Source organism: Streptomyces sp. NPDC025721 (assembly GCF_055558595.1).
On sequence record NZ_JBVHMF010000009.1, the window covers coordinates 1 to 22,987 of the forward strand.

Genomic DNA, 22,987 nt, shown 5'->3' on the forward strand with positions numbered 1-22,987 from the left:
GGGGGGTGGGGGTGCGAGGAGTGGGCCGCAGGGAGAAGGTTTTCGCCGCCTACAGCCCCCAACGGGTAGGTTGTGGGGGGGGGGGGGAGGGGGGCCCCCCCCCCCCCCCCCCCCCCGCCCCGAAGCCCGTCACGTCGTAGCGAAGTAGGGCTCACGTCCTGCCGCCCGCTCGTTGGCCTCGAATTCGACCGCGAGCAGCCCGAAGTGATGCACGTCCCGATAGGCGCCGCCCTGGAACACGTGCTCACGCTGCACGCCCTCCGCGGTGAAACCGAGTTTGCGCTGGAGCGCCAACGACCCCTCGTTGCCTCCGTAGACCTCGGCACAACAGCGGTGATACCGCCGTTCCCCGAACATGAACGACAGGACCAGCCGCATGGCCTCCGACGCGTAGCCGCGGCGCTGGTACGCGGCACCGAGATGAATGCCGTAATGGAAGTTGCCGTTCAGCCGGTCGCAGTCGTTCAGCACGACAGCACCCACCGGCTTCCCGCTGTCCAGGGCCTCGATGACGAGCAGGTACTCGTCCTCCGTACGGCTCGGCCCTTTCTCGCTCTGCTCTTGAAGGCGCTTGCGAGCCGCGGCCGCGGAAATCGGCAGCATCAGCCGCTCACCGTCCCGTTGCGTCTCCGCCTCGGACTCGAACGCGGCCAGTTGCTCCCAGTCCTCGGGCTCCAGGCCCCGCAGGCGCACCCGCTCGCCCGTCCAGAACCGCGTCACTCCACCCATGCTCAGCCCCCGCCGTCTGTCGCTGTCTCGCGCGGGCCATGACGTCGACCCGGTCCGGGCTGCCAGCGTACGGGGGTGGGCCGGGCTGAATTCCGGGGTGCGGAGGCCGGGTATGCGAATGGGCAAGGAGAGTGGGTACTCCTTGCCCTTCTTAAGGTATAGCGCAAGGGGGGCCTTGCGGCAAGGGGGTGCTGGGGTCGCACAATGGGCGGCCGGAGGCCAGAGGTGCGGTGAATCTGGCGGAATGCACGGCTTTGTGGACGGGGACATCTGATGGTGGACGTGACCGTCGTCGGCAGTGGGCCGACGGGGTTGATGCTGGCGAGCGAGCTGCGGTTGCAGGGCGTGGACGTCGTGGTGCTGGACCGGGAGGCGGAGCCGACGTCGTTGGTGCGGGCGCTGGGGCTGCACGCGCGGAGCATCGAGATCATGGACCAGCGCGGGCTGCTGGAGCGGTTCCTGGCGCTGGGGACGCAGCACCGGGTCGGGGGATTCTTCGGGGGGCTCGGCAGGGAGTGGCCGCGGCGGCTGGATACGGCGCACGGATATGTGCTGGGGATCTTCCAGACGGTCACCGAACGGCTGCTGACCGAGCACGCGCGGGAGCTGGGCGTGGAGTTCAGGCGCGGCTGCGAGGTCGTGGGGCTGAGCCAGGACGACGAGGGGGTGACGGCGGAGCTGGCGGACGGGTCGCGGCTGCGGTCGCGGTACCTCGTGGGGTGCGACGGCGGCCGGAGCACGGTGCGCAAGCTGCTCGGCATCGGATTCCCGGGGGAGCCGAGCAGGGTGGAGACGCTGATCGGCGAGATGGAACTGGACGTCGACCAGGAGACGTTGGCGGCCGTGACGGCCGAGGTGCGCAAGACTGAGAAGCGCTTCGGGGCGATGCCGCTCGGTGACGGGACGTACCGGGTGGTCGTGCCCGCGAAGGGCGTCAGCGAGGACCGGGCGGTCCCGCCGACGCTGGAGGACTTCAAGGAGCGGCTGACGGCGTTCGGCGGCACCGACTTCGGCGTGCACTCACCGCGCTCGCTGTCGCGGTTCGGCGACACGACCCGCCTGGCGGACAGCTACCGCGTGGGCCGGGCGCTGCTGGCGGGGGACGCGGCGCACATCCACCCGCCGACCGGCGGCCAGGGCCTCAACCTCGGCGTGCAGGACGCGTTCAACCTCGGCTGGAAGCTGGCCGCCGCCGTCAACGGCTGGGCCCCGGAAGGGCTGTTGGACACCTACGAGACCGAGCGCCGCCCGGTGGCCGCCGCCGTACTGGACAACACCCGCGCCCAGATGGAGCTGATGTCCACGGAGCCGGGAGCCATGGCGGTGCGCCGACTGCTGTCGGAACTGGCCGAGTTCGAGAACGTCAACACGTATCTGATCGAGAAGATCACCGCGATCGCCATCCGTTACGACGTCGGCGAGGGGCACGAACTGCTCGGCCGGCGGCTGCGCGACGTGGAGTTGAAGCGCGGCCACCTCTACGGGCTGATGCGCCAGGGGCGCGGTCTGCTGCTCGACCGGACCGGCGCGCTCTCGGTCGACGGCTGGGCGGACCGGGTCGACCACGTGGTCGACGTCAGCGAGGAACTGGACGTCCCCGGCGTCCTGTTGCGCCCGGACGGCCATGTCGTGTGGGTCGGCGAGGACCAGGCGGACCTGCGCGCCCTGATGCCGAAGTGGTTCGGGGCCCCCGCCGACTGAGCGATCACGCCGACTGAGCGATCACGGCGACCATGAAGCTCACGGCGACCATCAAGCTCACGGCGACCGACCGTCAAGCTCACGGCGATCACGGCCACCCACCCCGCTCGCCGTCAGGCGCCCGCCTCCGCCAGATAGCGGGTGAGCGCCGCCACGACCAGCGCGTGGTCCTCGACCTGCGGGAGGCCGGAGACGGCGACGACCCCGACCACGCCGACTCCCGCCACCCGCAGGGGGAACGCGCCGCCGTGCGCCGCGTACAGGTCGGGGTCGAGCCGCGAGGACTCCTCGAAGCTGCCGCCCTTGGCCCGGAACCGCTCGCCGACCAGCAGTGACGAGGCGTGGTAGCGCTCGACGACCCGCGCCTTACGGGCCAGCCAGGCGTCGTTGTCGGGGGTGGTGCCGTCCAGGGCGTGGTGGAAGAGCTGCTGACCGCCGCGCCGGATGTCGACGGTGACGGCGGCGCCGCCCTCGCGGGCCATCTCGACCAGCAGGGAGCCGAGCCGCCAGGCGTCGTCGTGGGTGAACCGGGAGAACACCAACTCCGCTTCCTGCGCCACGAGTTCGGCGACCCGCTCGCCGCCGGGCGCGGTCACAGCGCCACCGTCCGGCCCTGCGCGGCCGAGAGCTTCGCGGCCTCCAGGACGTCCAGGGCGGCGGCGGCCTCCAGCGCCGTGACCGGCGGCGGGGTGCCGTCGCGCAGGGAGGCCAGGACACCGGCGTAGAAGGCGGGGTAGTCGCCGGGCACGGACGGCACCCGGCGCGAGTTGTCGTCGGTGCCGACGGTGCCCCACGAGGACTCCGGCTCCGCGCCCCACGCCGTGCCCTCGCCGGGGCGCAGGCCCTCGCGCAGCGCGGCCTCCTGGGGGTCAAGACCGTAGGTGACGTAGCCGCCGAGGCTGCCGAGGACGCGGAAGCGCGGCCCGAGGCGGGCGGTGGTGGCGCTCATCCACAGGTGGGAGTGGACGCCGTTGGCGTGGGTGACGGCGATGAAGGTGTCGTCGTCCGCGGCGGCGCCGGGCCGCTGGACGTCGGACTCGGCGTACACCAGGGCGGCCGGGCCGAACAGCGCGAGCGCCTGGTCGACGAGGTGGCTGCCGAGGTCGTACAGCAGGCCGCCGATCTCGGCCGGGTCGCCGGACTCGCGCCAGCCGCCCTTGGGCTGCGGGCGCCACCGCTCGAACCGCGACTCGAAGCGCTGCACCTCGCCCAACTCGCCCTTGTCCAGCAGCCCTTGGAGAGTGAGGAAGTCGCTGTCCCAGCGCCGGTTCTGGAAGACGGAGAGCAGCAGGCCGCGGCGCTCGGCGAAGGCGGCCAGTTCGCGCGCCTCGGCCGCGGTGCCCGCGAGCGGCTTGTCCACCACGACCGGCAGCCCGGCGTCCAACGCGGCGGTGGCCAGCGGCACATGGGTGCGGTTGGGGGAGGCCAGGACGACCAGGTCCAGCTCGGACGCGCGCGCCCACAGCTCGTCGGCCGCGGCGGCGAAGCGTACGTCCGGGTGCTCGGCCAGCGCCTGGGCGCGGCGCTCGGGGCTGCCGGTGACGATCGTGTCGAGGACCAGGCCCTCGGTGGCGGCGATCAGCGGGGCGTGGAAGAAGGAGCCGGCCGGGCCGTAGCCGACGAGGCCGACGCGAAGGGGAGTGCCGGGGGTGCTCATGCGCTCCACTTTGGCAACAGTGTTGCCAAAGTGCAAGCGCGCGGGACAATGGCGGGGTGAACCCGTCCGCGCCCGGCGCCAACCTCCCCGCCCTCCGCAGCCACAACGCCGCGCTCGTCCTCGGCCTGCTCCGTACGGCCACGCTGTCGCCCGCCGACGCAGGCACGGACAGCGGCGGTACGGACAGCCGGGGTACGAGCGGCGGCGGCACGGACAGCGGGGGTACGAGCGGCGGCGGTACGGGCAGCGGCGGTACGGACGGCCGCGCGCGGGGCATCAGCCGCCTGGAGCTGGCCGAGCGGACCGGCCTCACCCCCCAGGCGGTCAGCAAGATCACCGCCCGGCTGCGGGCCGAGGGACTGGTCGAGGAGGCCGGGCGGCGCGCCTCGACCGGCGGCAAGCCGCGCACCGAACTGCGGCTCGTCAGCGGCGCCCGGCACGCCGTCGGCGTCCACCTCGACGGGGAACGGCTCACCGCCGTCCTCACCGACCTCACCGGCCGTACCGTCGCCGAACGCGAGGCGCCGCTGGACCTCGGCCTGCCCGTGGAGTCCGCGCTCGCCGCGATCGTCCACGAAGTACGGCTCATCGCCGCCCGCGCCCCCGGCGCCGTCCTCGGCGTCGGCGTCGGCATGCGCGGCCCCCTCGACCACCGCACCGGCACCCTCCACCGCGTCACCGGCTTCCCGCACTGGCAGGGCGTCCCGCTCCGCGCCCGCCTGGCCGCCGCCCTCGGCCTCCCGGTCGCCCTCGACAAGAACACCAACGCGGCGGCCCTGTCGATCCTGGCCGAGGCCGTCCCGGCGGGAAGCGTCCCGACCGGGGTCGTTCTGGCCGGGACCGGGGAGGGCTCACCGCCCCCGGCCGCCGCCCCCGGCGAGTGGTCCGCACCGACGGAGTCCGCCCCGGCCCCCGTCACAGCCCCGGCCCCCGTCACCGCCCCGGCCCCCGGAGCCGGTCGTCCCGCGTCCGGAGTCGGCGGTCCCGCGTCCGAAGCCGGTGGTCGCGGGACGGAGTCCGACCCCGCCCCTGGCGGCGAACCGCCGACGACGGCGGAGTCCGCAGCCGCCCGTCCCCGCCCCGCCGCAGGCGGCCCCCCGGCCTTCGCGTATCTGCACCTCGGGGCCGGGCTCGGCGCCGGGCTGGTGCTGGGCGGGGAGGTGTACCGGGGCGGGCGGACCGGGGCGGGGGAGTTCGGGCACCAGGCGGTGGAGCTGGGCGGGGTGCTGTGCGAGTGCGGCAACCGGGGCTGCCTGGAGGCGCTGTGCCTGGCGGCGGCCGGGCGCGGCGACACCGTGGGCGCGGCCCGGCTGCTGGGCGTCGGGGCGGCGAATCTGGTCGCGCTGCTCGACATCGACCGGGTGGTGCTGGGCGGCAGGACCGTACTGGCCGCGCCCGCCGTCTTCGCCGAGCAGGTCACGGCCGTGCTGGCCGAACGCGGCCGGAGCGTGCCCGTGGGATTCGCCGCGGCGGGCCCCCGCGCGGTGGCCGAGGGCGCCGCCCTGCTCGTCCTGGCCCCGCTCTTCGGCAATGTCCTCACCCACGCCTGACGCGTCCCCGCCCGCCCGTGAGCAGGGCTCCGGGACCGGGCACCCCGTCCGGTCTGCGAGGATCGGGCAATGGCCGACGCAGATCCGCAGAGCCCGATCCGGGCGGGCATCCCGGAGCACGGGCGGGTGCCGAAGTACTTCGCCGTCAAGACCCGCCTCGAAGTCGTGCTCGACGAGTTGGGCGAGGGCGGACTGCTGCCCACGGAGCGGGAGTTGGCGGCCCGCTTCGAGGTGGCGCGGGAGACCGTACGGCAGGCGCTGCGCGAACTGCTGATCCAGGGCCGGGTGCGCCGCAGGGGCCGCGGCACCGTCGTGGCCGGGCCCAAGCTGGAACAGCCGCTGTCCACCGACAGCTACACCGAGGGCGTACGGCGGCAGGGCCGCGTCCCCGGCCGCAATCTGATCGCGCTGGAGCGGCTGCCCGCCGACCCCGGTCTCGCCGCCGAACTGCGGCTCGCGCCCGGCGACCCGGTGTGGCACATGGAGCGCGTGCTGCTCGCCGACGAGGAGCGGGTCGGCCTGGAGAGCACGTATCTCGCGGTGGCCCGACTGCCGCACCTGGAAAGGGACTTCGCGCCCGACACCTCCTTCTACGCCTTTCTGCGCGAGCGGATCGGCGTCGAGCCGGTCTCGGTGGACGAGCGGATCGAGACGGTGCTGGCCACACCGCGCGAGGCGCTGCTGATCGGTACGCCGCCCGCGCTGCCGATGCTGCTGCTGCACCGGTCGAGCCGGGACGAGGCGGGCGAGCCGCTGGAGCGGGTGCGGTCGCTCTACCGCGGCGACCGCTTCAGCTTCACCGTCCACATGGAGAAGAGCGACCGGCGGGGCTGAGGTCTCCGGTGGCCGACGCCCCCCTATTTAGTCACGGAACGATAACGGGTCTAGTCCAAGCTTGGAGACCTGTTCACCCGGACGTCGGTAGCCGGACGCGAGACGGCCACCCTCCGCCGCGAATCTCGACGGCGTGAGAGTCACTGTCGTAGGAGCCGGAGCGCTGGGCACGATGCATGCCTGGCACGCAGTCAACCGCGGCCACGAGGTCGTCCACCTGGAGCGCGAGCGGGAGGCCCGCGGCGCGTCCGTGCGCAACTTCGGCCTCGTGTGGGTCGGCGGCCGGGCGGCCGGTGCCGAACTGGAGACCGCGCTGCGCGCCCGCGAGCTGTGGGAGGAGATCGGCGCCCGCGTGCCCGGCGTCGGCTTCCGCGCCAACGGCTCGCTCACCGTGGTCCGCACCCCGGCCGAGCGGGCCGTCGCCGAGGACGTCCTGGGCCGCCCCGACGCCGCCGAGCGCGGCTACAAGTGGCTGTCGCCCACCGAGGTCGCCGCCCACAACCCGGCCATGCGCGGCGAACTCCTCGGCGCCCTGCTCTGCGAGCGCGACGCCGCCGTCGAGTCGCGTGTCGCCCTGCCCGCCCTGCGCGCCCACCTCGAAGCGACCGGCCGCTATACCTTCGTCGCCGGCCGCGAGGTCCGCGACGTCGACACCGGCCTGGTCCGCGACGACCACGGCACGTCGTACGCCTCCGACAGCGTCGTCGTCGCCACCGGCGCCTGGCTGACCGGTCTCGTCAAGGAACTCGCGCCGAGCCTGCCGGTACGCAGGGTCCGGCTCCAGATGGCGCAGACCGACCCGCTGGGCGAACCGCTGACGACCTCCGTCGCCGACGCCGACAGCTTCCGCTACTACCCCGCCTACGACGGCGCCGCGCTCGACGCCCTGCGCGCGGGCCAGCCGCAGCCGCCGGTCGCCGCCGAGCACCGCATGCAACTGCTCATGGTCCAGCGCCTCGACGGCGGCCTCACCATCGGCGACACCCACGAATACGACGAAGCCTTCGCCTTCGACGTGATCGAGGACCCGTACGACCACCTGCTGGAACGGGCCGCCGAACTCCTCGGCCGCCCCCTGCCCAAGATCCGCCGCCGCTGGGCCGGGGTGTACGCGCAGTGCGCCGACACCACCCGGGTCGTCCACCGCGAGCAGGTACGCGACGGCGTGTGGCTGGTCACCGGCCCCGGCGGTCGCGGCATGACCTGCTCCCCGGCGATCGGCGAGGACACCGCGAACGAGATCGGCTGGTGAACGACATGACCGAGACCACGGCGGCTGCCGCCGCCCCCGCACCCACGGAGCCGGGACCCGCCGCCTCCGCCTCCGCCCCAGGTGATACGTCCGACCTGCGGCTCGTCGTCCTCGACATGGCCGGGACCACCGTCGCCGACGACGGCCTGGTCGAACTGGCCTTCTCGCGGGCGGCCGAGGAGCTGGGGGTCGAGCCCGGCAGCGCGGACCACAGCGCCAAACTCGACTACGTACGCGCCACGATGGGCGAGTCCAAGATCACCGTCTTCCGCGCCCTGTTCGGTGACGAGCGGGCGGCACGGCGCGGCAACGCGGCGTTCGAGACCGCGTACGCCGCACTCGTCGACGGCGGCCGGTGCGCGCCGCTGCCCGGCGCGCGCGAGACGATCGACGCGCTGCGCGAGGCGGGCCGCAAGGTCGTCCTGACCACCGGCTTCTCCCGCGTCACGCAGGACGCGATCCTCGACGCGCTCGGCTGGCGCGATGTCGCCGACCTCACCTTGTGCCCGGCCGACGCGGGCCGTGGCCGCCCCTACCCCGACATGGTGCTCACCGCGCTGCTGCGCACCGGCACCGACTCCGTCCGCCAGGTCGCGGTGGCCGGCGACACCGCCTACGACATGCTCAGCGGCGTCCGCGCGGGCGCCCCGCTGGTCGCGGGCGTCCTGACCGGCGCGCACACCGAGGCTCAGCTCATCGCCGCGGGCGCCACCCACGTCCTGGCCTCGATCGCCGAACTCCCCGCCGCCGTCGCGCGCCGGGAGACCCCGCGATGACCGCCGCCGACCACCCGGCGGCGGAGCCGACGCCCGCGCCCCCGCGCGCGGGCACGACCGGCCCCGCGGGCATCCGGTTCGCGCAGGTGACCGTCGCCTACCACGGCCAGACGGTGCTGGACTCGCTCGACCTGACCGTCGAGCGCGGGGAGGTCATGGCGCTGCTCGGCCCGTCGGGGTCGGGGAAGACGACGGCGCTGCGGGCGGTGGCGGGGTTCGTGCGGCCGGTCAGCGGGCGGGTGGTGATCGGGGGACGGGACGTGACGGACCTGCCGCCGTACCGGCGGGGCATCGGGATGGTGGTGCAGCAGTACGCGCTCTTCCCGCATCTGCGGGTGGACCAGAATGTGGCGTTCGGGCTCAAGGCGCAGAAGGTGCCGCGCGGCGAGGTGCCCGGGCGGGTGGCGGACGCGCTGGAGATGACCGGCATGGCCGCGTACGCCCGGCGCTATCCGCGGGAGCTGTCCGGCGGGCAGCAGCAGCGCGTGGCCATCGCCCGCGCGCTGGCGATCAGGCCGGGGGTGCTGCTGCTCGACGAGCCGCTGTCGGCGCTCGACGCGCAGCTCCGCTCCGGGATGCTCACCGAACTGGCCCGGCTGCACCGCGAGTTGCCCGAGGTCTCGATCCTGTACGTCACCCACGACCAGATCGAGGCGCTGACGCTCGCCGACCGTATCGCCGTCCTGGACAAGGCCAGGCTCCGGGACTGCGGCACCCCGCACGACCTCTACCGGCACCCGCGCACGGCCTTCACGGCCTCCTTCGTGGGCAACGCCAATCTGCTGAACGTCAGGGCGGGGGAGGACGGCGCCGTACGGCTGGCGGACACCACCCTCCAGGTGGCCGCGAGCGGTACGGACGGCCCGGCGCCTGGCGCCGAGGCGACGCTGTGCGTCCGCCCGCACGCGCTGCGGCTGGCCGCCGCATCCGGGGAAGGCGGTGGCAACGTCCTGCGCGGCACCGTCACCGCCGTGCAGTGGCGCGGCCACACGCACCGGCTGCTCGTCGCGGCGTACGGGCACGAACTGCGCGCCGACGTAGGGGACTTGCGGCAGCCGCCGCGGGCGGGCGACGAGGTCGGGCTGACCTTCGCGGCCGAGGACGCGGTGCTGCTGCCCGCGGGGCTCGGCGCGGGAGGTGTCGGCGTTGGCTAGGACGACGCAGGCGCCGCTCGTACCGGAAACGAAGCCGGGCGCCACACCGGACACCCCACCGGACGCCAAGCCGGACGCCACAGCGGACGCCCGACCGGCCGCGCGCACCGCCACGCCCGCCGCGGACAAGGGCGGTTCGCGGCGGCTGACCGTGCCCGGCCCGCTCTGGGCCCTGCCGCCCCTGGCCGCGATCGGCTTCTTCTTCCTCTATCCGCTCTTCCTCGTCGGCAAGCAGTCCCTCTCACCGGACAGCGGCGGCCACTCCGTGTCCGCGTACACCGACGTGTTCACGGAGGAGTCGTTCCGCAAGGCGCTGTGGAACACCGTGTGGATCGCGGTCGGTTCGACCGCGGGCTGTCTGGTCCTCGGCTTCGTCCTGGCCCTGGTGATCGCCTTCGTGCCGTTCCCCGGCGGCAAGGCGCTCAGCCGCTTCATCGACATCTTCCTGGCCTTCCCCTCCTTCCTGATCACCCTCGCGCTGCTGTTCCTCTACGGCACCGTCGGCATGGCCAACGGCCTGTGGACGGACGTGACGGGCGGCGCGAGCGGCAGCGGCCCGATCGACTTCCTGCGCACACCGTGGGGCGTACTCCTGGCGGAGATCACGTACTTCACGCCCTTCGTGATGCGCCCGCTGCTCGCGGCCTTCTCCCAGGTGGAGACCGCCCAGTTGGAGGTCGCCTCGTCGCTGGGCGCGCGGGCGCCGCGGATCGTACGGCAGGTGATCCTCCCCGAGGCGCTGCCGTCGCTCGCGGCGGGCGGCAGCCTCGTCCTGGTCATGTGCCTCAACGAGTTCGGCATCGTGCTCTTCACCGGCGCCAAGGGCGTCACCACCCTGCCGATGCTCGTCTACAGCAAGGCGATCCTCGACGGCGACTACCCGGGGGCGTGCGTCGTCGCGGTCGTCGCCGTCGTGCTGTCGGTGACGCTCTACGGCCTCTACCGGGCCGTCGTGGCCCGTACCACCACCCTCGCAGGAGGCTTCACCGGAGGTGCCCGCCGTGCTGGTGCATAGCCGCAGCGGTCGCTGGACGGCCTGGGCCGTCTTCTTCGTCCTGTTCCTGCCGGTCTTCGCGCTGCCCTTCCTCGTCGTGCTGATGGCGTCCTTCGCCACCAACTGGAGCGGCGCCTTCCCGTCCCACCCGACGCTGACGCACTATCAGGACATCACCAAGGGCGACTCGGCGCACGCCCTGACCACCAGCCTGTGGACGGCGCTGGCCGCCAGCGTGCTGGCCCTGCTCGTCGGCGGCTGGGCGGCGCTCGCCGCCGAACGCCTGCGCGGCTGGCAACGGCGCCTGCTCGACACCCTGTTCATGCTGCCCGTCGCCGTGCCGTCCGTCGTGGTCGGCCTGTCCCTGCTGGTCGCCTTCTCCAAGCCGCCGCTGCTGCTCAACGGCACCCGCGAGATCGTGATCCTGGCCCACACCGTCCTGGTCACCGCCTTCGCCTACCAGTCCGTGAGCGCCGCGCTCGTCCGCCTCGACCCGGCGTACGAGCAGAGCGCCGCGAGCCTGGGCGCGCGGCCCGCGTACGTGCTGTGGCGGATCAGGCTTCCGCTGCTGCTGCCCTCGCTCACCGCCGCCGCCGGACTCTGCTTCGCCCTGTCCATGGGCGAGTTGAGCGCCACGATGATGCTCTACCCGCCCGACTGGCTGCCGCTGCCGGTCCAGATCTACGGCGCGACGAACCGCGGTTCGCTCTACTCGGGCGCCGCCCTGGCCGTCGTCCTCATGGTGACGACCCTGCTCGTCCTGCTCGGGATGTCCCGCGTCCGCACCCGGGCCTCCTACCGCTGACCCCCCTTTTCCCCTTTCTCCTTCCCGATTGACCACACCCAGCAAGGAGTTCGACCTGCCATGCGCAAGCGCAGCCCCATCACCCCGCTCACCGCCGTCGCCGGCACCCTCACGCTCGGTCTCGCCCTCGCCGCCTGCGGCGGTTCCTCCGACTCCGGCTCCGGTTCCTCGGACGGCAAGGCGTCCACCGAGGTCACCGTCTACAGCGCCGACGGCCTGCACAACGAGGCCGGGGACGGCTTCTACGACAAGGTGTTCAAGGACTTCACGGCGAAGACCGGCATCAAGGTCAACTACGTCGAGGGCGGCTCGGGCGAGGTCGTGCAGCGCGTGATCCGCGAGAAGTCCAACACCAAGGCCGACCTGATCGTCACGCTGCCGCCCTTCATCCAGCAGGCCGACGCCAAGGGGCTGCTGACCACGTACAAGCCCGCCGGTTCCGACAAGGTCGACGCCGCCGACAAGGGCGCGGACGGCGACTGGACCTCGATCGTCAACAACTACCTGTGCTTCATCTACAACACCAAGGAACTGCCGACCCCGCCCAAGACCTGGAACGACCTGCTGGACGGCAAGTTCAAGAACAAGCTCCAGTACTCCACCCCCGGTGTCGCGGGCGACGGCACCGCCGTCGTCATCAAGGCCATGCACGACTTCGGCGGCCAGGCCCCGGCGATGGAGTACCTGAAGAAGCTCCAGGCCAACAACGTCGGCCCGTCCGCGTCCACCGGCCAGCTCGCCTCCAAGGTCGACAAGGGCGAACTGCTGGTCGCCAACGGCGATGTGCAGATGAACTACGCGGACCAGGCGACGATGCCGCACCAGGGCATCTTCTTCCCGGCCGCCGACGCCTCGGGCAAGCCGACCACCTTCGCGCTGCCGTACGCGGCCGGGCTGGTGAAGAACGCGCCGCACGAGGACGCGGCCAAGAAGCTGCTCGACTACTTCCTGACCACCGAGGTCCAGCAGGAGGTCTCCTCGATCGGCGGCGGCTTCGCGGCCCGCACCGACGTGACCGCGACCGACGCCAACGCCGCCAAGCTCAAGCAGATCATGTCGGGCGTGGACGTCTTCACCCCCGACTGGTCCGACATCGACGCCCACCTGACCGACTACGTGGACGCGTGGAAGACCGCCACCGGAAGCTGACTCCTGGCCGAACGGCAGGTCACCGGTCAGCCGGCCGTTGGCTGACCGGGGGACCGCCGTGACGCGGCGGCCGACCAGCACGCGAGACGGCCGGGGCGGGTGCCATCCGCCCCGGCTACGCTGGTGAGTGAAGCCGTGGGCAGAAGCGGCGTGCTGAGGCCGTGGGCTGAAGCCGGCGTGCTGAAGCCGTGCGCGGAAGCGGCGCGCGGATGCCGCGAGCGGATGCCCCGGGCGCGAGCTGTGCGAGGAACAGGAGAGCGGAACCCGTGTCGACACGCAGGCCCATCGAGTCGTGGCTCACCGACATGGACGGGGTGCTGATCCATGAGGGCACGCCCATCCCGGGCGCCGACGCCTTCATCAAGGGGCTGAAGGAGTCCGGCAAGCCCTTCCTGGTGCTCACCAACAACTCCATCTACACCCCGCGCGACCTGCACGCCCGGCTGACCCGCATGGGCCTCGACGTACCGGTCGAGAACATCTGGACGTCCGCGCTGGCCACCGCCAAGTTCCTGGACGACCAGCGCCCCGGCGGCACCGCGTACGTGATCGGCGAGGCGGGGCTGACCACCGCCCTGCACGACGTCGGCTACATCCTCACCGACACCGACCCGGACTACGTCGTCCTCGGCGAGACCCGCACCTACAGCTTCGAGGCGCTCACCAAGGCGATCCGGCTGATCAACAATGGCGCCCGCTTCATCGGCACCAACCCCGACGAGACCGGGCCGTCCCCCGAGGGCGTGCTGCCCGCGACCGGCTCCGTGGCCGCGCTGATCACCAAGGCCACCGGCAAGGACCCCTACTTCGTGGGCAAGCCCAACCCGCTGATGATGCGCGCCGGGCTCAACGCGATCGGCGCGCACAGCGAGACCAGCGCGATGATCGGCGACCGGATGGACACCGACGTGCTGGCCGGCCTGGAGTCCGGCATGACCACGTTCCTGGTGCTGACCGGCCTCACCGCGCCCGCCGACATCGACCGCCACCCCTTCCGCCCCTCGCGCGTCGTGAACTCGATCGCGGACCTCGTGTCGGAGATCTGAGCCCCGGCCCGCAGCCCCCAGCGCCGGCCCCCGAGCCGGCGCGCGGCCCCCGGAGCCCCGGGCCCGGGAAAGCCGAGCCGACACACCGATTCGTCACTCTCCGTAGAGCGTCCCTCACCCTGATGGACGATTGAGGCGCCCCTCGGGGTGCGGGCGGCGGCCGTCGCAGGGATGTTCGTAAGCACCGGGCGCGAGTCCCCGCTCCCGGACGAGCGGAGGTCTCCATGTTCGGTCTGAAACTGCCCGTCATCGCCGCAGCCGGTGCCGTCGGAGTGTTCGCGCTCGGTGGCGCCTCGGGGCTGCCCAGCCAGGCGATCGCCGACTCGGGCGGAGGGGGATCGTCGTCCTCTTCCTCCTCGTCGTCGTCCTCGTCCTCGTCGTCCAGTTCCTCGGACTCGATGGACGTGTCGCCCGCCAGCGTGGCGCCGGGTGGTGTCGTGAGCCTGCACCTGGAGACCTCCTGCAAGTCCGGCGGCAAGGCCCGCGCCAGCGCCGAGGTCTTCGTGGACACCGTCACCCTCGCCCCGGCGAGCGACGGCTCCCACTCGCTCGAAGGCACCGCGTTCATCAAGTCCGACGCGGTCGACGGCTCGTACGAGATCTCCGTCGAGTGCAACGGCTCCTCCAGCTCCGCGTCCGCGTCCGTGACGGTCACCGGCGCCAGCACCTCGCTGCCGATCGCGCCCGTCCCCGCGGGCGGCGGCGGCACCGCGCAGCTCGCGGCCGGGCCCGGCACGGCCGGTTCCGACACCAGCGCGCTGCTGGTCACCGGCGGCTTCGCGGCCATCGGTCTGGCGGGCCTCGTGATCCACCGGCGCCGCAGCTCCGACCGCGGCTGACCGGGATGGCGGAAGGGGCGGAGGCCGCGGGCGGCGGCGAGGACGGTCCACGGCCCGACAACAGGACCTGGACGACCGCGGCCGTCGCCCTCGTGCTGCTCGCGGCCTGGCTGTTCGGACACGACGGCGGCGGCAGCGGTACGGAGGCCACCCCCGGCGGCCGGGCGCTGGCCGCCGCCGCTGCCGACCGCCCGCGCGAGGTCTACGCCCCCCACCTGCCGATGCCCGCCTCCACGCCGCTGCGCATCGACATCGCCTCGATCGGGCTGCACGCCAAGCTCGTCGGCCGCGGCCTGAAGGACGGCGCGGTGGACCCGCCGCCGTACGCCACCCCGGACGTCGCGGGCTGGTACCGCGACGGACCGTCGCCGGGAACGGCGGGCGCGGCGCTGATCGTCGGCCACGTCGACACCGAGACCCGCGCGGCCGTCTTCTACGGGCTGAGCACCGTCGAGCCGGGCGCGCTGGTGGAGGTGACCCGCGCGGACGGCACGGTCGCCGAATTCTCCGTCGAGGGCGTCGAGGTGGTGGAGAAGGACCACTTCGACGCCAACCGGGTGTACGGGTCCTCCGGGCGCCCGGAACTGCGGCTGATCACCTGCGGCGGCTCCTTCGACAAGGAGAAGCAGGCGTACTCGGCGAACGTCGTGGTCTTCGCGGCGCTGACCGGCAACCGCACGACCTGACGCACGCAGTACGACCCGAGGCGCGTGCGCCCGACGGAGTACGGCCCGAGGCGCGTGCGCCTGACGCACGTACGGCCCGACGCGCGGACGGCCCGGCGCGCGGACGGCCTGACGCGCGTGTCGAGACCCGCATCCCTCCCGGGGTGCGTACCGCGCCCGGCCGGTGGCTCGCCTCCCCCGCGAAGCCGCCCGGCCGGGCGCTCCTCACCCTCGGGCGCCTGGACTGCGGGAGGCGTCCGGCGCGGCCGGGGGAGTGGGGGGAACCGTAGGGGCGTGGGGCAGTTGGGTCCTGAAGCGGATGAGCACGGCGCCGTCCACCGCGTGGTGCACCTGGACCCCGTCGATCGTCACCGGGTGGGCCGCGGCCTCGGCGAGCCGCCTGCACAGGTCCCTGGCCTCGTCGCGGGCCGGTTCCGGCACCGGCTCCGCGCCGTCGCCGGGCAGCCCGTGGTCGTAGCCGTAGTCGGTGACCGCGACCGCGCAGTGCCCGCCGTCCACGCCCAGGGTGACGCGGTAGCGCCGGGCCAGGCTGTGGGCGACCAGGTAGGCGCACGCCAGTGAGGTGGCGTCGGTGATCAGGGCGCCGATCCCGCCGTACGGGCCGCCGAGCGTGTCGAGGGCGGCGCGGGTCATACGGGCCGCCAGTTCGTCGCTGCCGGGCAGGCGGCCGACGGAGAAGGTCCAGGACACGTCGAGCACCGGGCGGTCGGCTTCGCGTGGGGGGAGGTACGCGGATGCCGCGAGCTTGACCATGGGCAAACCAAGTCCTGGCGTCGTCGGGCCGTGCCTGAGCGGACGGGAGAGTACGGGTCTGAGCGCCGCGACCGGGGTCGCGGGCCGCGAAGTGCCCCACACCCTAGAACACCGAACTCCCGCGCACCAGAGGGAATATGACGGTTGGTTACACGTTCTCTACGCAATGCGACGTCACCGGCCGCGGCATGGGCGGCGTCACCGGCCGGGGCCCCCGCGCAGCTCCGCCGCGTCCACCGTGCTGTCGAGCAGGCCCTGCGCCAGGTCGGACAGCCGGATGCGGCGCGTCCTGGCGTGGCTGCGCAGCGCGGCGAAGGCGGCGTCCACGCTCACCTGCCAGCGCTCGGCGAGCAGCCCCTTGGCCTGCTCGACCAGGACCCGGCTCTCCAGGGCGGACTGGAGCTGGTCGGCGAGCTGTTCGCGCTGCCGTCTGACCCGGCGCTGGAGCACCCCGATGGTGGTGACGTCGGCGAGCGCCTGGGCCAGCTCGGCGTAGCCGTCGGGGAGCGGGCCGGGCGCCGTACGGAACAGCGTCAGGGCGCCGATGGTCTCCTCGCGCCAGCGCATGGGGACGGCCAGGACGGCGCCGTAGCCCGCGGCCAGCGCGGCCCCGGTGAAATCGGGCCACCGGCCCGCCGCCGCGCCCAGCACGTCGGCGCGCACCGGCGCGCCCGCGCGGTGGCACTCCCGGCCGGGGCCCTCGGCGGCGACCAGCGCCCGTACGGCCTCGTCCGTGACCGCGACCACCTCGGGCTCCGCGCTCCCGCGCGATTCCGCCACCAGCAGCAGCCCGGCCGCCGCCGCCCCGAGCACCCCGACACACCGCCCGACCAGCACGTCCCCGACCGCGCCGCCCCCGTCGAGCGTGTCGGCCACGGCCACGAAGGCCGCCCCGAGCGCGGCGGCGTACGGCTCGGGCGCCGGGGAGTCGGCGGGAGCGCCGGGCCGGACCCCGGAAGGGCCGCTCGTGGCCGGACCGTTCGAGGCGGGGCCGCTCGAGGCGGGGCCGCTCGTGGCGGGACCCTTCGTGGGAGGGCCGGAAGGATCACCTGGCGCGCTGTGGCTCATTCTCGCTGCTCCCCGTTCGTGCCCGGCCCCCGTTGCCGGACTCGCAGCCGAGTATCCGCCGTCGGGTCGGCGCGGCGCCTCCGCCGTAGGTCGGAGACGGCGGAGCAGCGCGGGGCCCGCGGGGCGAGCGGGAACGCGGAGTCCGTCATACCTTGGCAATCGGTGGGCTCCTCCCGAGCACCGAGAGCCGAGCACCGAGCACCCGGAGCCGCCGACCCGAGAACCGCCGCGAGCCCAGCGCCCACGACCGAGAACCGGAAACCACCACGTCCCACGGTCCGCCCGAGGAGGTCCGGATGCCCGTGCCCGATCCGAAGGGCGAGGCACTGCGCCCTGTGCCGCCCGCGAGCGCCGCGCCCGACCGGGTGGAGGAGTCGCGGGCCACCGGCACACCGCAGGGCCTCAAGGCCGCGCTGACCGAGCTGCTGGGCGCGGAGAAGGTCCTCACCGGCGTCTCCGACCTCGTGCGCTACGCCTCCGACGCCAGCCCGTACCGCTTCGTGCCGCAGGCCGTCGTCCTGCCCGAGAGCGCGCAGGACGTCGTCAGGCTGCTGGCCTACGCCCGCCGCGAGCGCCGCCACCTGGTCTTCAGAGCCGCGGGCACCAGCCTGAACGGCCAGGCGCAGGGCGAGGACATCCTGGTGGACGTGCGCCGCCACTTCAGCGGCGTCGAGGTCGAGGCCGACGGCGCGCGGGCCCGTATCCTGCCCGGCACCGTACTCGCGCGGGCCAACGCCACCCTGGCCCGGCACGGCCGGGTGCTCGGCCCCGACCCGGCCAGCGCCGTCGCGTGCACGGTCGGCGGAGTCGTCGCCAACAACGCGTCCGGGATGGCCGCGGGCACCAGCCGCACCTCGTACCGCACGGTCACCTCGATGACCGTCGTCCTGCCGTCGGGCACCCTCGTGGACACCGGCGACCCCGACGCCGACGCGGCGCTGGCCGCCGCCGAGCCCGAGCTGTGCCAGGGCCTGCTCGACCTGCGGGACGAGATCGAGGCCGACGAGGAGCTGACCGCCAGGATTCGCGCGAAGCACGCGATCAAGAACACCAACGGCTACCGGCTCGACGCCTTCCTCGACGCCGAGACGCCCGCGCAGATCCTGCGCGGTCTGATGGTCGGCTCGCAGGGCACTCTCGGCTTCGTCGCCGAGGCCGTCTTCGAGACGCTGCCGATACGCGCGGCGGCCACCGCCGCCCTGCTGTTCTTCCCGACGCTGCCCGCCGCCGCCGCGGCCGTGCCGCTGTTCAACCAGGCGGGGGCCGAGGCCGTCGAGCTGATGGACGGCAACACCCTGCGGGCCGCCGTGGGCGTGCCCGAGGTGCCGGGGGAGTGGGCCGTGCTGCCGCGCGAGACGACCGCGCTGCTGGTGGAGTTCCGGGCCGCCGACGACACGGAGCTGGCCGCGTACGAGCGGGCCGCCGTCCGGGTCTGCGACGACCTCGGCCTGGTCACGCCCGTACCGTCCGCGGACAACGCCTTCACCCGCGACCCGGCGCGGATCGCCGGCCTGTGGCGTATCCGCAACGCCTTCGTTGCGGCCGTCGGGAGCGCCCGCCCGTCGGGCACCACACTGATCACCGAGGACTTCGCCGTACCGCCGGAGCTGCTCGCCGACGCCTGCGCCGAGCTGCTGGAACTCCAGGAGCGGCACGGCTTCGACGCCGCTGTCGCGGGCCACGCCGCGCACGGCAATCTGCACTTCCTGCTGACCTTCGACGCGGCCGACCCCGCCGACGTGGAGCGCTACGCGGCCTTCATGGACGACTTCTGCCACACCGTCGTCGAGCGCTTCGACGGCTCGCTGAAGGCCGAGCATGGCACCGGCCGCAACATCGCGCCCTTCCTCGAACTGGAGTGGGGCGCGAAGGCCACCGCCCTGATGTGGCGGGTCAAGCGGCTGCTCGACCCGGACGGCGTCCTCGCCCCCGGCGTCGTCCTCGACCTGGACCCGCGCGGCCACCTGCGCGGCCTCAAGACGATTCCGGCCATCGAGGCCGTCGCCGACGCCTGCATCGAGTGCGGCTTCTGCGAGCCCACCTGCCCCAGCCGCGACCTGACCACCACTCCCAGGCAGCGGATCGTGCTGCGCCGCGAGATGCTCCGCCAGCCGCCCGGCTCCCCGGTCCTCCAGGCGCTCCTGGACGCGTACGGATACGACGCCGTCGACACCTGCGCGGGCGACTCCACCTGCGCGCTGGCCTGCCCGGTCGGCATCGACACCGGCGCGATGATGCGGGACTTCCGGCACGCAGGGCACTCCCGTACCGAGGAGCGGGTCGCCGCCTCCGTCGCCACCCACTGGAAGGCCGCGGAACGCGCCGCCCGCGCCGCGGTGGCCGCCGCCGACGCGGTACGCGACCGGGTCGGCGACCGCCCGCTGACCGCGGGCACCGGCCTGGCCCGCAGAGCCGTACGCCCGGACCTGATACCCGAATGGCTCCCCGAGATCCCCGGCGCCGCCCCCCGGCTGCCCCGCACCGAGAAGGACGGCGCGACCGCCGTGTACTACCCGGCGTGCGTCAACCGCGTCTTCGGCGTCCCGGCCACCCGGTACGGGTCGCTGCCGCAGGCCGTCGTCAGCGTCTCCGCGCGGGCCGGCCGCCCGGTGTGGATCCCGGACGACGTCACGGGCACCTGCTGCGCCACCATCTGGCACTCCAAGGGCTACCTGGCGGGCAACGCGGTGATGGCCAACCGGATCGTGGAGGCCGCCTGGCTGTGGACCGGCGGCGGACGGCTGCCGATCGTGGTCGACGCCAGCTCCTGCACGCTCGGCCTGGCCCGCGACGTCGTGCCGTACCTCTCCGACGCCAACCGTGAGCTGCACGGCGAGCTGACCGTCATCGACTCCGTCGTCTGGGCCGCCGAGCACCTGCTGCCGCGGCTGACGGTCACCGACACCGTCGCGTCCGCCGTCCTGCACCCGACCTGCTCGATGCGGCACCTCGGCGACACCGGCGCGCTGGAGACCGTCGCGCGGGCCTGCGCCCGCGAGGTCGTCGTGCCCGACGACGCGGGCTGCTGCGCCTTCGCGGGCGACCGCGGGATGCTGCACGAGGAGCTGACCGAGGCCGCGACGCGCCCCGAGGCCGAGGAGGTCGCGGCGCGCGGCTACGACGCGTATCTGTCGGCGAACCGGATGTGCGAGCTGGGCATGGAACACGCCACGGGCGAGGCGTACGAGTCGGTGCTGATCGCGCTGGACCGTGCGACACGCGGCCTGCCGGTCACCCACGCGGCGCCCGCGCCGGACGCCCGGGACACGACGACAGCGGTCACACCGGATTGAGCGGCGGGTCCTGCGGGTGGGCCGGCAGGGGCCGTTGCTGGGGCGCGAGCAGCAGCAGGACCACGTCGTCGGTGAGCGAGCCGCCCGCGTGCTCCAGCAGATCGCTGTAGACGCGCTCCACGGCGTCGTCCAGGTCGTACGAGGCACCGGCGACCAGGCGGCCGACCCGCTCGGCCAGCGGGTAGAAGGAGTTGTCCCGCGGGCTGCGCGCCTCGATCACCCCGTCGGTGCACAGCACCAGCACGTCGCCCGGCATGAGCGGCACCCGCCACGGGGTGGGCCCCTCGGCCACCATGTCGGCCAGGCCCAGCGGCAGCCACGGCTCGTTCGGGTACAGCGTCTCCACCTCGCCGTCCCGCGAGACCCGCAGCGGCGGCACATGGCCGTAGTGCAGCAGTTCCACGCTGTCCGGCTTGTCGAACTGCGCGAACAGCGCCGTGATGAAGTCCCCGCCGGTCACATGCCGGCCGACGCTGATGTCCACCCGGCGCGCCACCCGGTCGAGTCCGCCCTCGTCGAACGCGGCCTCGCGGAAGGCGCCGAGCACCACCGCCGAGGTCTGCACCGCGCCCAGGCCCTTGCCGCGCACGTCGCCGATCAGCGCCCGCACGCCGTACGGGGTGTCGAGCACCGCGTACAGGTCGCCGCCGATCTGCGCCGCGTCGGCCGCCGACACGTACCGCACGGCCAGTTGGATACCGCCCACGCGCGGGGCGGGCGGACGCATCAGGGCGTGCTGGGCGGCCTCGGCGACGGAGGTGATGGCGCTGAACGCCTTCGCGCCGGTCTCGCGGCGCCAGGCGATGTAGATGCTGAAGAGGGTCACCGAGCCGTACGCGAAGACCTGGCCGAAGAACACGTCGTGATCGGGGATCTCGGCGATGCCGTCGTAGGGCGCGAGCGCCGCCTGGACGATCAGGCCCAGCACGCCGATGAACAGGGTCCGCCGCCAGTTGACGGTGATCGCGGCCAGCGGCGGCGCGGCCACGATGCCCGGCGTGATGAAGTGGTCCCGGCCCGCCGCGAGATCGGCGATCACGACCAGCGCGATGACCAGCAGGGGGAGCGACATACCCATACGTGACAGGTATTCGTCCTCCACATGCTGTAGCGCCCTGACCACGCGGACATTCTTCACACGGTGAACCTATCTGGCCTTTCCGGCCGGGTCAGCCGCTCGTCCAACTCGTCAAGGACCAGCCGGTCGCCGTCCACCTGGCCCGTGCGGTACGCCGCGCGGCCCACGATATGAGCCGCGACCGGCACAGTCATCAGCTGAAACGTGCCAATCAGTACCAGCGTTCCCAGATCCACCCAGGAACGCAACCGCAGGGCGACCCCGAGCAGCACCAACAGCAGCCCGAGCACCTGCGGCTTGGTCGCCGCGTGCATACGGGTGAGGGTGTCGGGCAGCTTCAGCAGCCCGACCCCGGCCACGAAGCTCAGCCCCGCGCCGAGCAGCAGGCACACCGCCGCGGCCCAGTCGCCCACCGCGGTCCAGCTCATCCGCCCGTCTCCTCACCGTCAGCGGCCGTGCCCTCCCGGCCGTCATCCCTTTTCGGCCGCTCGGTCCGCTCGGTCCGCTCGGTCCGCTCGGTCCGCTCGGCCCCCTCGGGCTCCACCGGCTCCCCCGGCCGCCCCGGCCCTCCTGGCTCCCCTGACCCCGCCGGCTCCTGCCCGCCCGGCCGCTCCGGGGGCTCCGCGCCGCGCACCGCGATGAAGCGGGCGCTGGCCACCGAGCCGGTGAAGCCGAGGAAGGCCAGGACCAGCAGCACCGGCAGGGTGTACGGGGTGCGCGCCTCCGCGGCCCGCGCGCCGAGTCCGGCCACCACGACCGCCAGCAGCGCGTCCACCGCCACCGCCCGGTCCAGCATCGAGGGGCCGCGCGCCAGCCGGACGAAGACCATCACGCCGGAGGCGACCAGCAGCGCGAGCACCACCCCCGTCACCCAGTTCACGGCGCACCCGTACCCGGCTCGGGGGCCGTCAGGTCCGCGATCTCCGCGCGGGTGCCGAACGCCCGTACCACCAGCTGCTCCAGGCGTCTGACCTCGGCGCGGGCCTGGTCCGTGCCCGCGCTGTCGGAGCCCATGACGTGGACGAAGAGGGTGCCGGTGGAGCGCTGGATCTCCAGTACGGCGCTGCCCGGCACCGCGCAGACCGCCACGGCCGTCGCGGTCAGCATCAAGTCGCTGCGGGAGCGCAGCGGTACGGCGAGCACCGCGCAGGGCAGCGGCGACGGGGTGAGGATCTGCCAGACCGTACGCAGCCCGGCCACCGTCAGATCGGCCAGGAAGTAGGCGGCGAAGCGGACCAGGCCCACCGGGTGCAGCCGCAGTTCGAGTTCGAGCGGCGGGAGGGGGAAGGCCAGGCAGAGCACGACGCCGACGGCCAGGCCGGTCAGCACATTGCCCGCGGTGACCTTTCCCCACAGCAGCACCCAGACCACGGCCAGCCAGAGCACCAGCGGCCACTGGATTCTCCGCAGGGTACGCACCCGCCGAATGCTCGCAGACCGGACACGTGTGACGCGCCTACGACACGGGTGTCACGTTCCGGCCGTTGTGTTGCGCCGGGTGAACGTTCTGCGACAGCAGTGAGTACAGGGGTGGCTGGGACGGTTGGGGCTCCTTAGGGTCGCCGTGTACCTGCCACTCGGCCGCCGCCACCCGCCTCGCGGCGGCGGCCACTTGGCACCCGC

Annotated in this window: 22 protein-coding genes; 13 read left to right on the top strand and 9 right to left on the bottom strand. The window is 73.6% G+C overall.

Annotated features, from left to right (window positions below; translation table 11 throughout):
* Positions 1–129 precede the first annotated feature (129 nt).
* Positions 130–720 (bottom strand): GNAT family N-acetyltransferase, encoded by a 591-nt coding sequence (locus ACZ4EF_RS15040; protein WP_467504767.1) that lies wholly within the window; start codon positions 718–720, stop codon positions 130–132.
* Positions 721–1,002: 282 nt separating this feature from the next.
* On the opposite strand from ACZ4EF_RS15040, the gene rox reads away from it, so the two are divergent.
* Complete coding sequence (gene rox, locus ACZ4EF_RS15045) at positions 1,003–2,430, top strand: rifampin monooxygenase (RefSeq protein WP_467504769.1); 1,428 nt, start codon at positions 1,003–1,005, stop codon at positions 2,428–2,430.
* A gap of 113 nt (positions 2,431–2,543) precedes the next feature.
* Here rox and ACZ4EF_RS15050 read toward each other — a convergent pair whose 3' ends face one another.
* Both ACZ4EF_RS15050 and ACZ4EF_RS15055 read right to left on the bottom strand, forming a co-directional pair.
* Positions 2,544–3,026 carry a heme-degrading domain-containing protein gene (locus ACZ4EF_RS15050; protein WP_391047083.1) on the bottom strand — a complete coding sequence of 161 codons (483 nt, stop codon included), beginning with the start codon at positions 3,024–3,026 and terminating at the stop codon, positions 2,544–2,546.
* A complete protein-coding gene (locus tag ACZ4EF_RS15055; RefSeq protein ID WP_355343143.1) occupies positions 3,023–4,087 on the bottom strand; it encodes a Gfo/Idh/MocA family oxidoreductase in 1,065 nt (354 codons plus the stop codon). The genes ACZ4EF_RS15050 and ACZ4EF_RS15055 overlap by 4 nt, the downstream gene beginning before the upstream one ends.
* Positions 4,088–4,143: 56 nt before the next feature.
* Here ACZ4EF_RS15055 and ACZ4EF_RS15060 point away from each other — a divergent pair, with 56 nt between their 5' ends.
* The 11 genes from ACZ4EF_RS15060 to ACZ4EF_RS15110 all read left to right on the top strand — a co-directional run bounded on the left by ACZ4EF_RS15060 (position 4,144) and on the right by ACZ4EF_RS15110 (position 15,172).
* On the top strand, positions 4,144–5,637 hold the full coding sequence (locus tag ACZ4EF_RS15060) for an ROK family transcriptional regulator (RefSeq protein WP_467504771.1): 1,494 nt from the start codon (positions 4,144–4,146) through the stop codon (positions 5,635–5,637).
* A 69-nt stretch (positions 5,638–5,706) separates the two neighbouring features.
* On the top strand, positions 5,707–6,471 hold the full coding sequence (locus tag ACZ4EF_RS15065; RefSeq protein ID WP_355343149.1) for a GntR family transcriptional regulator: 765 nt from the start codon (positions 5,707–5,709) through the stop codon (positions 6,469–6,471).
* A 133-nt stretch (positions 6,472–6,604) separates the two neighbouring features.
* Positions 6,605–7,723, top strand: a complete 1,119-nt coding sequence (locus ACZ4EF_RS15070; protein WP_467504774.1) for a TIGR03364 family FAD-dependent oxidoreductase — start codon at positions 6,605–6,607, stop codon at positions 7,721–7,723.
* Positions 7,724–7,728: 5 nt separating this feature from the next.
* Positions 7,729–8,499 carry a phosphonatase-like hydrolase gene (locus tag ACZ4EF_RS15075; RefSeq protein ID WP_355343155.1) on the top strand — a complete coding sequence of 257 codons (771 nt, stop codon included), beginning with the start codon at positions 7,729–7,731 and terminating at the stop codon, positions 8,497–8,499.
* Positions 8,496–9,653 carry an ABC transporter ATP-binding protein gene (locus ACZ4EF_RS15080; RefSeq protein ID WP_467346927.1) on the top strand — a complete coding sequence of 386 codons (1,158 nt, stop codon included), beginning with the start codon at positions 8,496–8,498 and terminating at the stop codon, positions 9,651–9,653. The genes ACZ4EF_RS15075 and ACZ4EF_RS15080 overlap by 4 nt, the downstream gene beginning before the upstream one ends.
* Positions 9,646–10,668, top strand: a complete 1,023-nt coding sequence (locus ACZ4EF_RS15085; RefSeq protein ID WP_467504776.1) for a 2-aminoethylphosphonate ABC transporter permease subunit — start codon at positions 9,646–9,648, stop codon at positions 10,666–10,668. The genes ACZ4EF_RS15080 and ACZ4EF_RS15085 overlap by 8 nt, the downstream gene beginning before the upstream one ends.
* A complete protein-coding gene (locus ACZ4EF_RS15090) occupies positions 10,655–11,452 on the top strand; it encodes an ABC transporter permease (protein ID WP_391163942.1) in 798 nt (265 codons plus the stop codon). The genes ACZ4EF_RS15085 and ACZ4EF_RS15090 overlap by 14 nt, the downstream gene beginning before the upstream one ends.
* Positions 11,453–11,512: 60 nt before the next feature.
* Positions 11,513–12,601, top strand: a complete 1,089-nt coding sequence (locus ACZ4EF_RS15095; RefSeq protein WP_467504779.1) for a 2-aminoethylphosphonate ABC transporter substrate-binding protein — start codon at positions 11,513–11,515, stop codon at positions 12,599–12,601.
* A 266-nt stretch (positions 12,602–12,867) separates the two neighbouring features.
* A complete protein-coding gene (locus ACZ4EF_RS15100) occupies positions 12,868–13,647 on the top strand; it encodes an HAD-IIA family hydrolase (RefSeq protein WP_355343169.1) in 780 nt (259 codons plus the stop codon).
* 224 nt (positions 13,648–13,871) lie between these two features.
* Positions 13,872–14,486, top strand: coding sequence for a hypothetical protein (locus tag ACZ4EF_RS15105; RefSeq protein ID WP_391163940.1), 615 nt, complete (start codon positions 13,872–13,874; stop codon positions 14,484–14,486).
* Between the two features lie 5 nt (positions 14,487–14,491).
* Positions 14,492–15,172 carry a class F sortase gene (locus ACZ4EF_RS15110; RefSeq protein ID WP_188283612.1) on the top strand — a complete coding sequence of 227 codons (681 nt, stop codon included), beginning with the start codon at positions 14,492–14,494 and terminating at the stop codon, positions 15,170–15,172.
* A gap of 204 nt (positions 15,173–15,376) precedes the next feature.
* On the opposite strand, the gene ACZ4EF_RS15115 is transcribed toward ACZ4EF_RS15110, so the two are convergent.
* A complete protein-coding gene (locus ACZ4EF_RS15115) occupies positions 15,377–15,925 on the bottom strand; it encodes a hypothetical protein (protein WP_355343174.1) in 549 nt (182 codons plus the stop codon).
* 198 nt (positions 15,926–16,123) lie between these two features.
* Positions 16,124–16,993, bottom strand: coding sequence for an ANTAR domain-containing protein (locus ACZ4EF_RS15120; protein ID WP_467504782.1), 870 nt, complete (start codon positions 16,991–16,993; stop codon positions 16,124–16,126).
* Positions 16,994–17,289: 296 nt separating this feature from the next.
* Here ACZ4EF_RS15120 and ACZ4EF_RS15125 point away from each other — a divergent pair, with 296 nt between their 5' ends.
* Positions 17,290–20,286, top strand: a complete 2,997-nt coding sequence (locus ACZ4EF_RS15125) for an FAD-binding and (Fe-S)-binding domain-containing protein (RefSeq protein ID WP_467504784.1) — start codon at positions 17,290–17,292, stop codon at positions 20,284–20,286.
* Here ACZ4EF_RS15125 and ACZ4EF_RS15130 read toward each other — a convergent pair.
* From ACZ4EF_RS15130 to ACZ4EF_RS15145, 4 genes are read right to left on the bottom strand one after another with little or no spacing between them, the layout of a single operon-like run.
* Complete coding sequence (locus ACZ4EF_RS15130; protein ID WP_355343183.1) at positions 20,273–21,424, bottom strand: PP2C family protein-serine/threonine phosphatase; 1,152 nt, start codon at positions 21,422–21,424, stop codon at positions 20,273–20,275. The genes ACZ4EF_RS15125 and ACZ4EF_RS15130 overlap by 14 nt on opposite strands.
* On the bottom strand, positions 21,421–21,792 hold the full coding sequence (mnhG, locus tag ACZ4EF_RS15135) for a monovalent cation/H(+) antiporter subunit G (protein ID WP_355343185.1): 372 nt from the start codon (positions 21,790–21,792) through the stop codon (positions 21,421–21,423). The genes ACZ4EF_RS15130 and mnhG overlap by 4 nt, the downstream gene beginning before the upstream one ends.
* Positions 21,789–22,244, bottom strand: coding sequence for an MrpF/PhaF family protein (locus ACZ4EF_RS15140; RefSeq protein WP_467346937.1), 456 nt, complete (start codon positions 22,242–22,244; stop codon positions 21,789–21,791). The genes mnhG and ACZ4EF_RS15140 overlap by 4 nt, the downstream gene beginning before the upstream one ends.
* Entirely contained in the window at positions 22,241–22,783 is a 543-nt protein-coding gene (locus tag ACZ4EF_RS15145; RefSeq protein ID WP_355343191.1) for a Na+/H+ antiporter subunit E, read from the bottom strand. Before ACZ4EF_RS15145 ends, ACZ4EF_RS15140 begins: the two co-directional genes overlap by 4 nt.
* Between the last annotated feature and the right edge of the window lie 204 nt (positions 22,784–22,987).

Coding starts and splice junctions, on each gene's coding strand:
- rox (WP_467504769.1), top strand. CDS start 1,003: ATGGTGGACGTGACCGTCGTCGGCAGTGGGCCGACGGGGTTGATGCTG.
- ACZ4EF_RS15055 (WP_355343143.1), bottom strand. CDS start 4,087: ATGAGCACCCCCGGCACTCCCCTTCGCGTCGGCCTCGTCGGCTACGGC.
- ACZ4EF_RS15065 (WP_355343149.1), top strand. CDS start 5,707: ATGGCCGACGCAGATCCGCAGAGCCCGATCCGGGCGGGCATCCCGGAG.
- ACZ4EF_RS15075 (WP_355343155.1), top strand. CDS start 7,729: ATGACCGAGACCACGGCGGCTGCCGCCGCCCCCGCACCCACGGAGCCG.
- ACZ4EF_RS15080 (WP_467346927.1), top strand. CDS start 8,496: ATGACCGCCGCCGACCACCCGGCGGCGGAGCCGACGCCCGCGCCCCCG.
- ACZ4EF_RS15095 (WP_467504779.1), top strand. CDS start 11,513: ATGCGCAAGCGCAGCCCCATCACCCCGCTCACCGCCGTCGCCGGCACC.
- ACZ4EF_RS15105 (WP_391163940.1), top strand. CDS start 13,872: ATGTTCGGTCTGAAACTGCCCGTCATCGCCGCAGCCGGTGCCGTCGGA.
- ACZ4EF_RS15110 (WP_188283612.1), top strand. CDS start 14,492: ATGGCGGAAGGGGCGGAGGCCGCGGGCGGCGGCGAGGACGGTCCACGG.
- ACZ4EF_RS15115 (WP_355343174.1), bottom strand. CDS start 15,925: ATGGTCAAGCTCGCGGCATCCGCGTACCTCCCCCCACGCGAAGCCGAC.
- ACZ4EF_RS15120 (WP_467504782.1), bottom strand. CDS start 16,993: ATGAGCCACAGCGCGCCAGGTGATCCTTCCGGCCCTCCCACGAAGGGT.
- ACZ4EF_RS15125 (WP_467504784.1), top strand. CDS start 17,290: ATGCCCGTGCCCGATCCGAAGGGCGAGGCACTGCGCCCTGTGCCGCCC.
- mnhG (WP_355343185.1), bottom strand. CDS start 21,792: ATGAGCTGGACCGCGGTGGGCGACTGGGCCGCGGCGGTGTGCCTGCTG.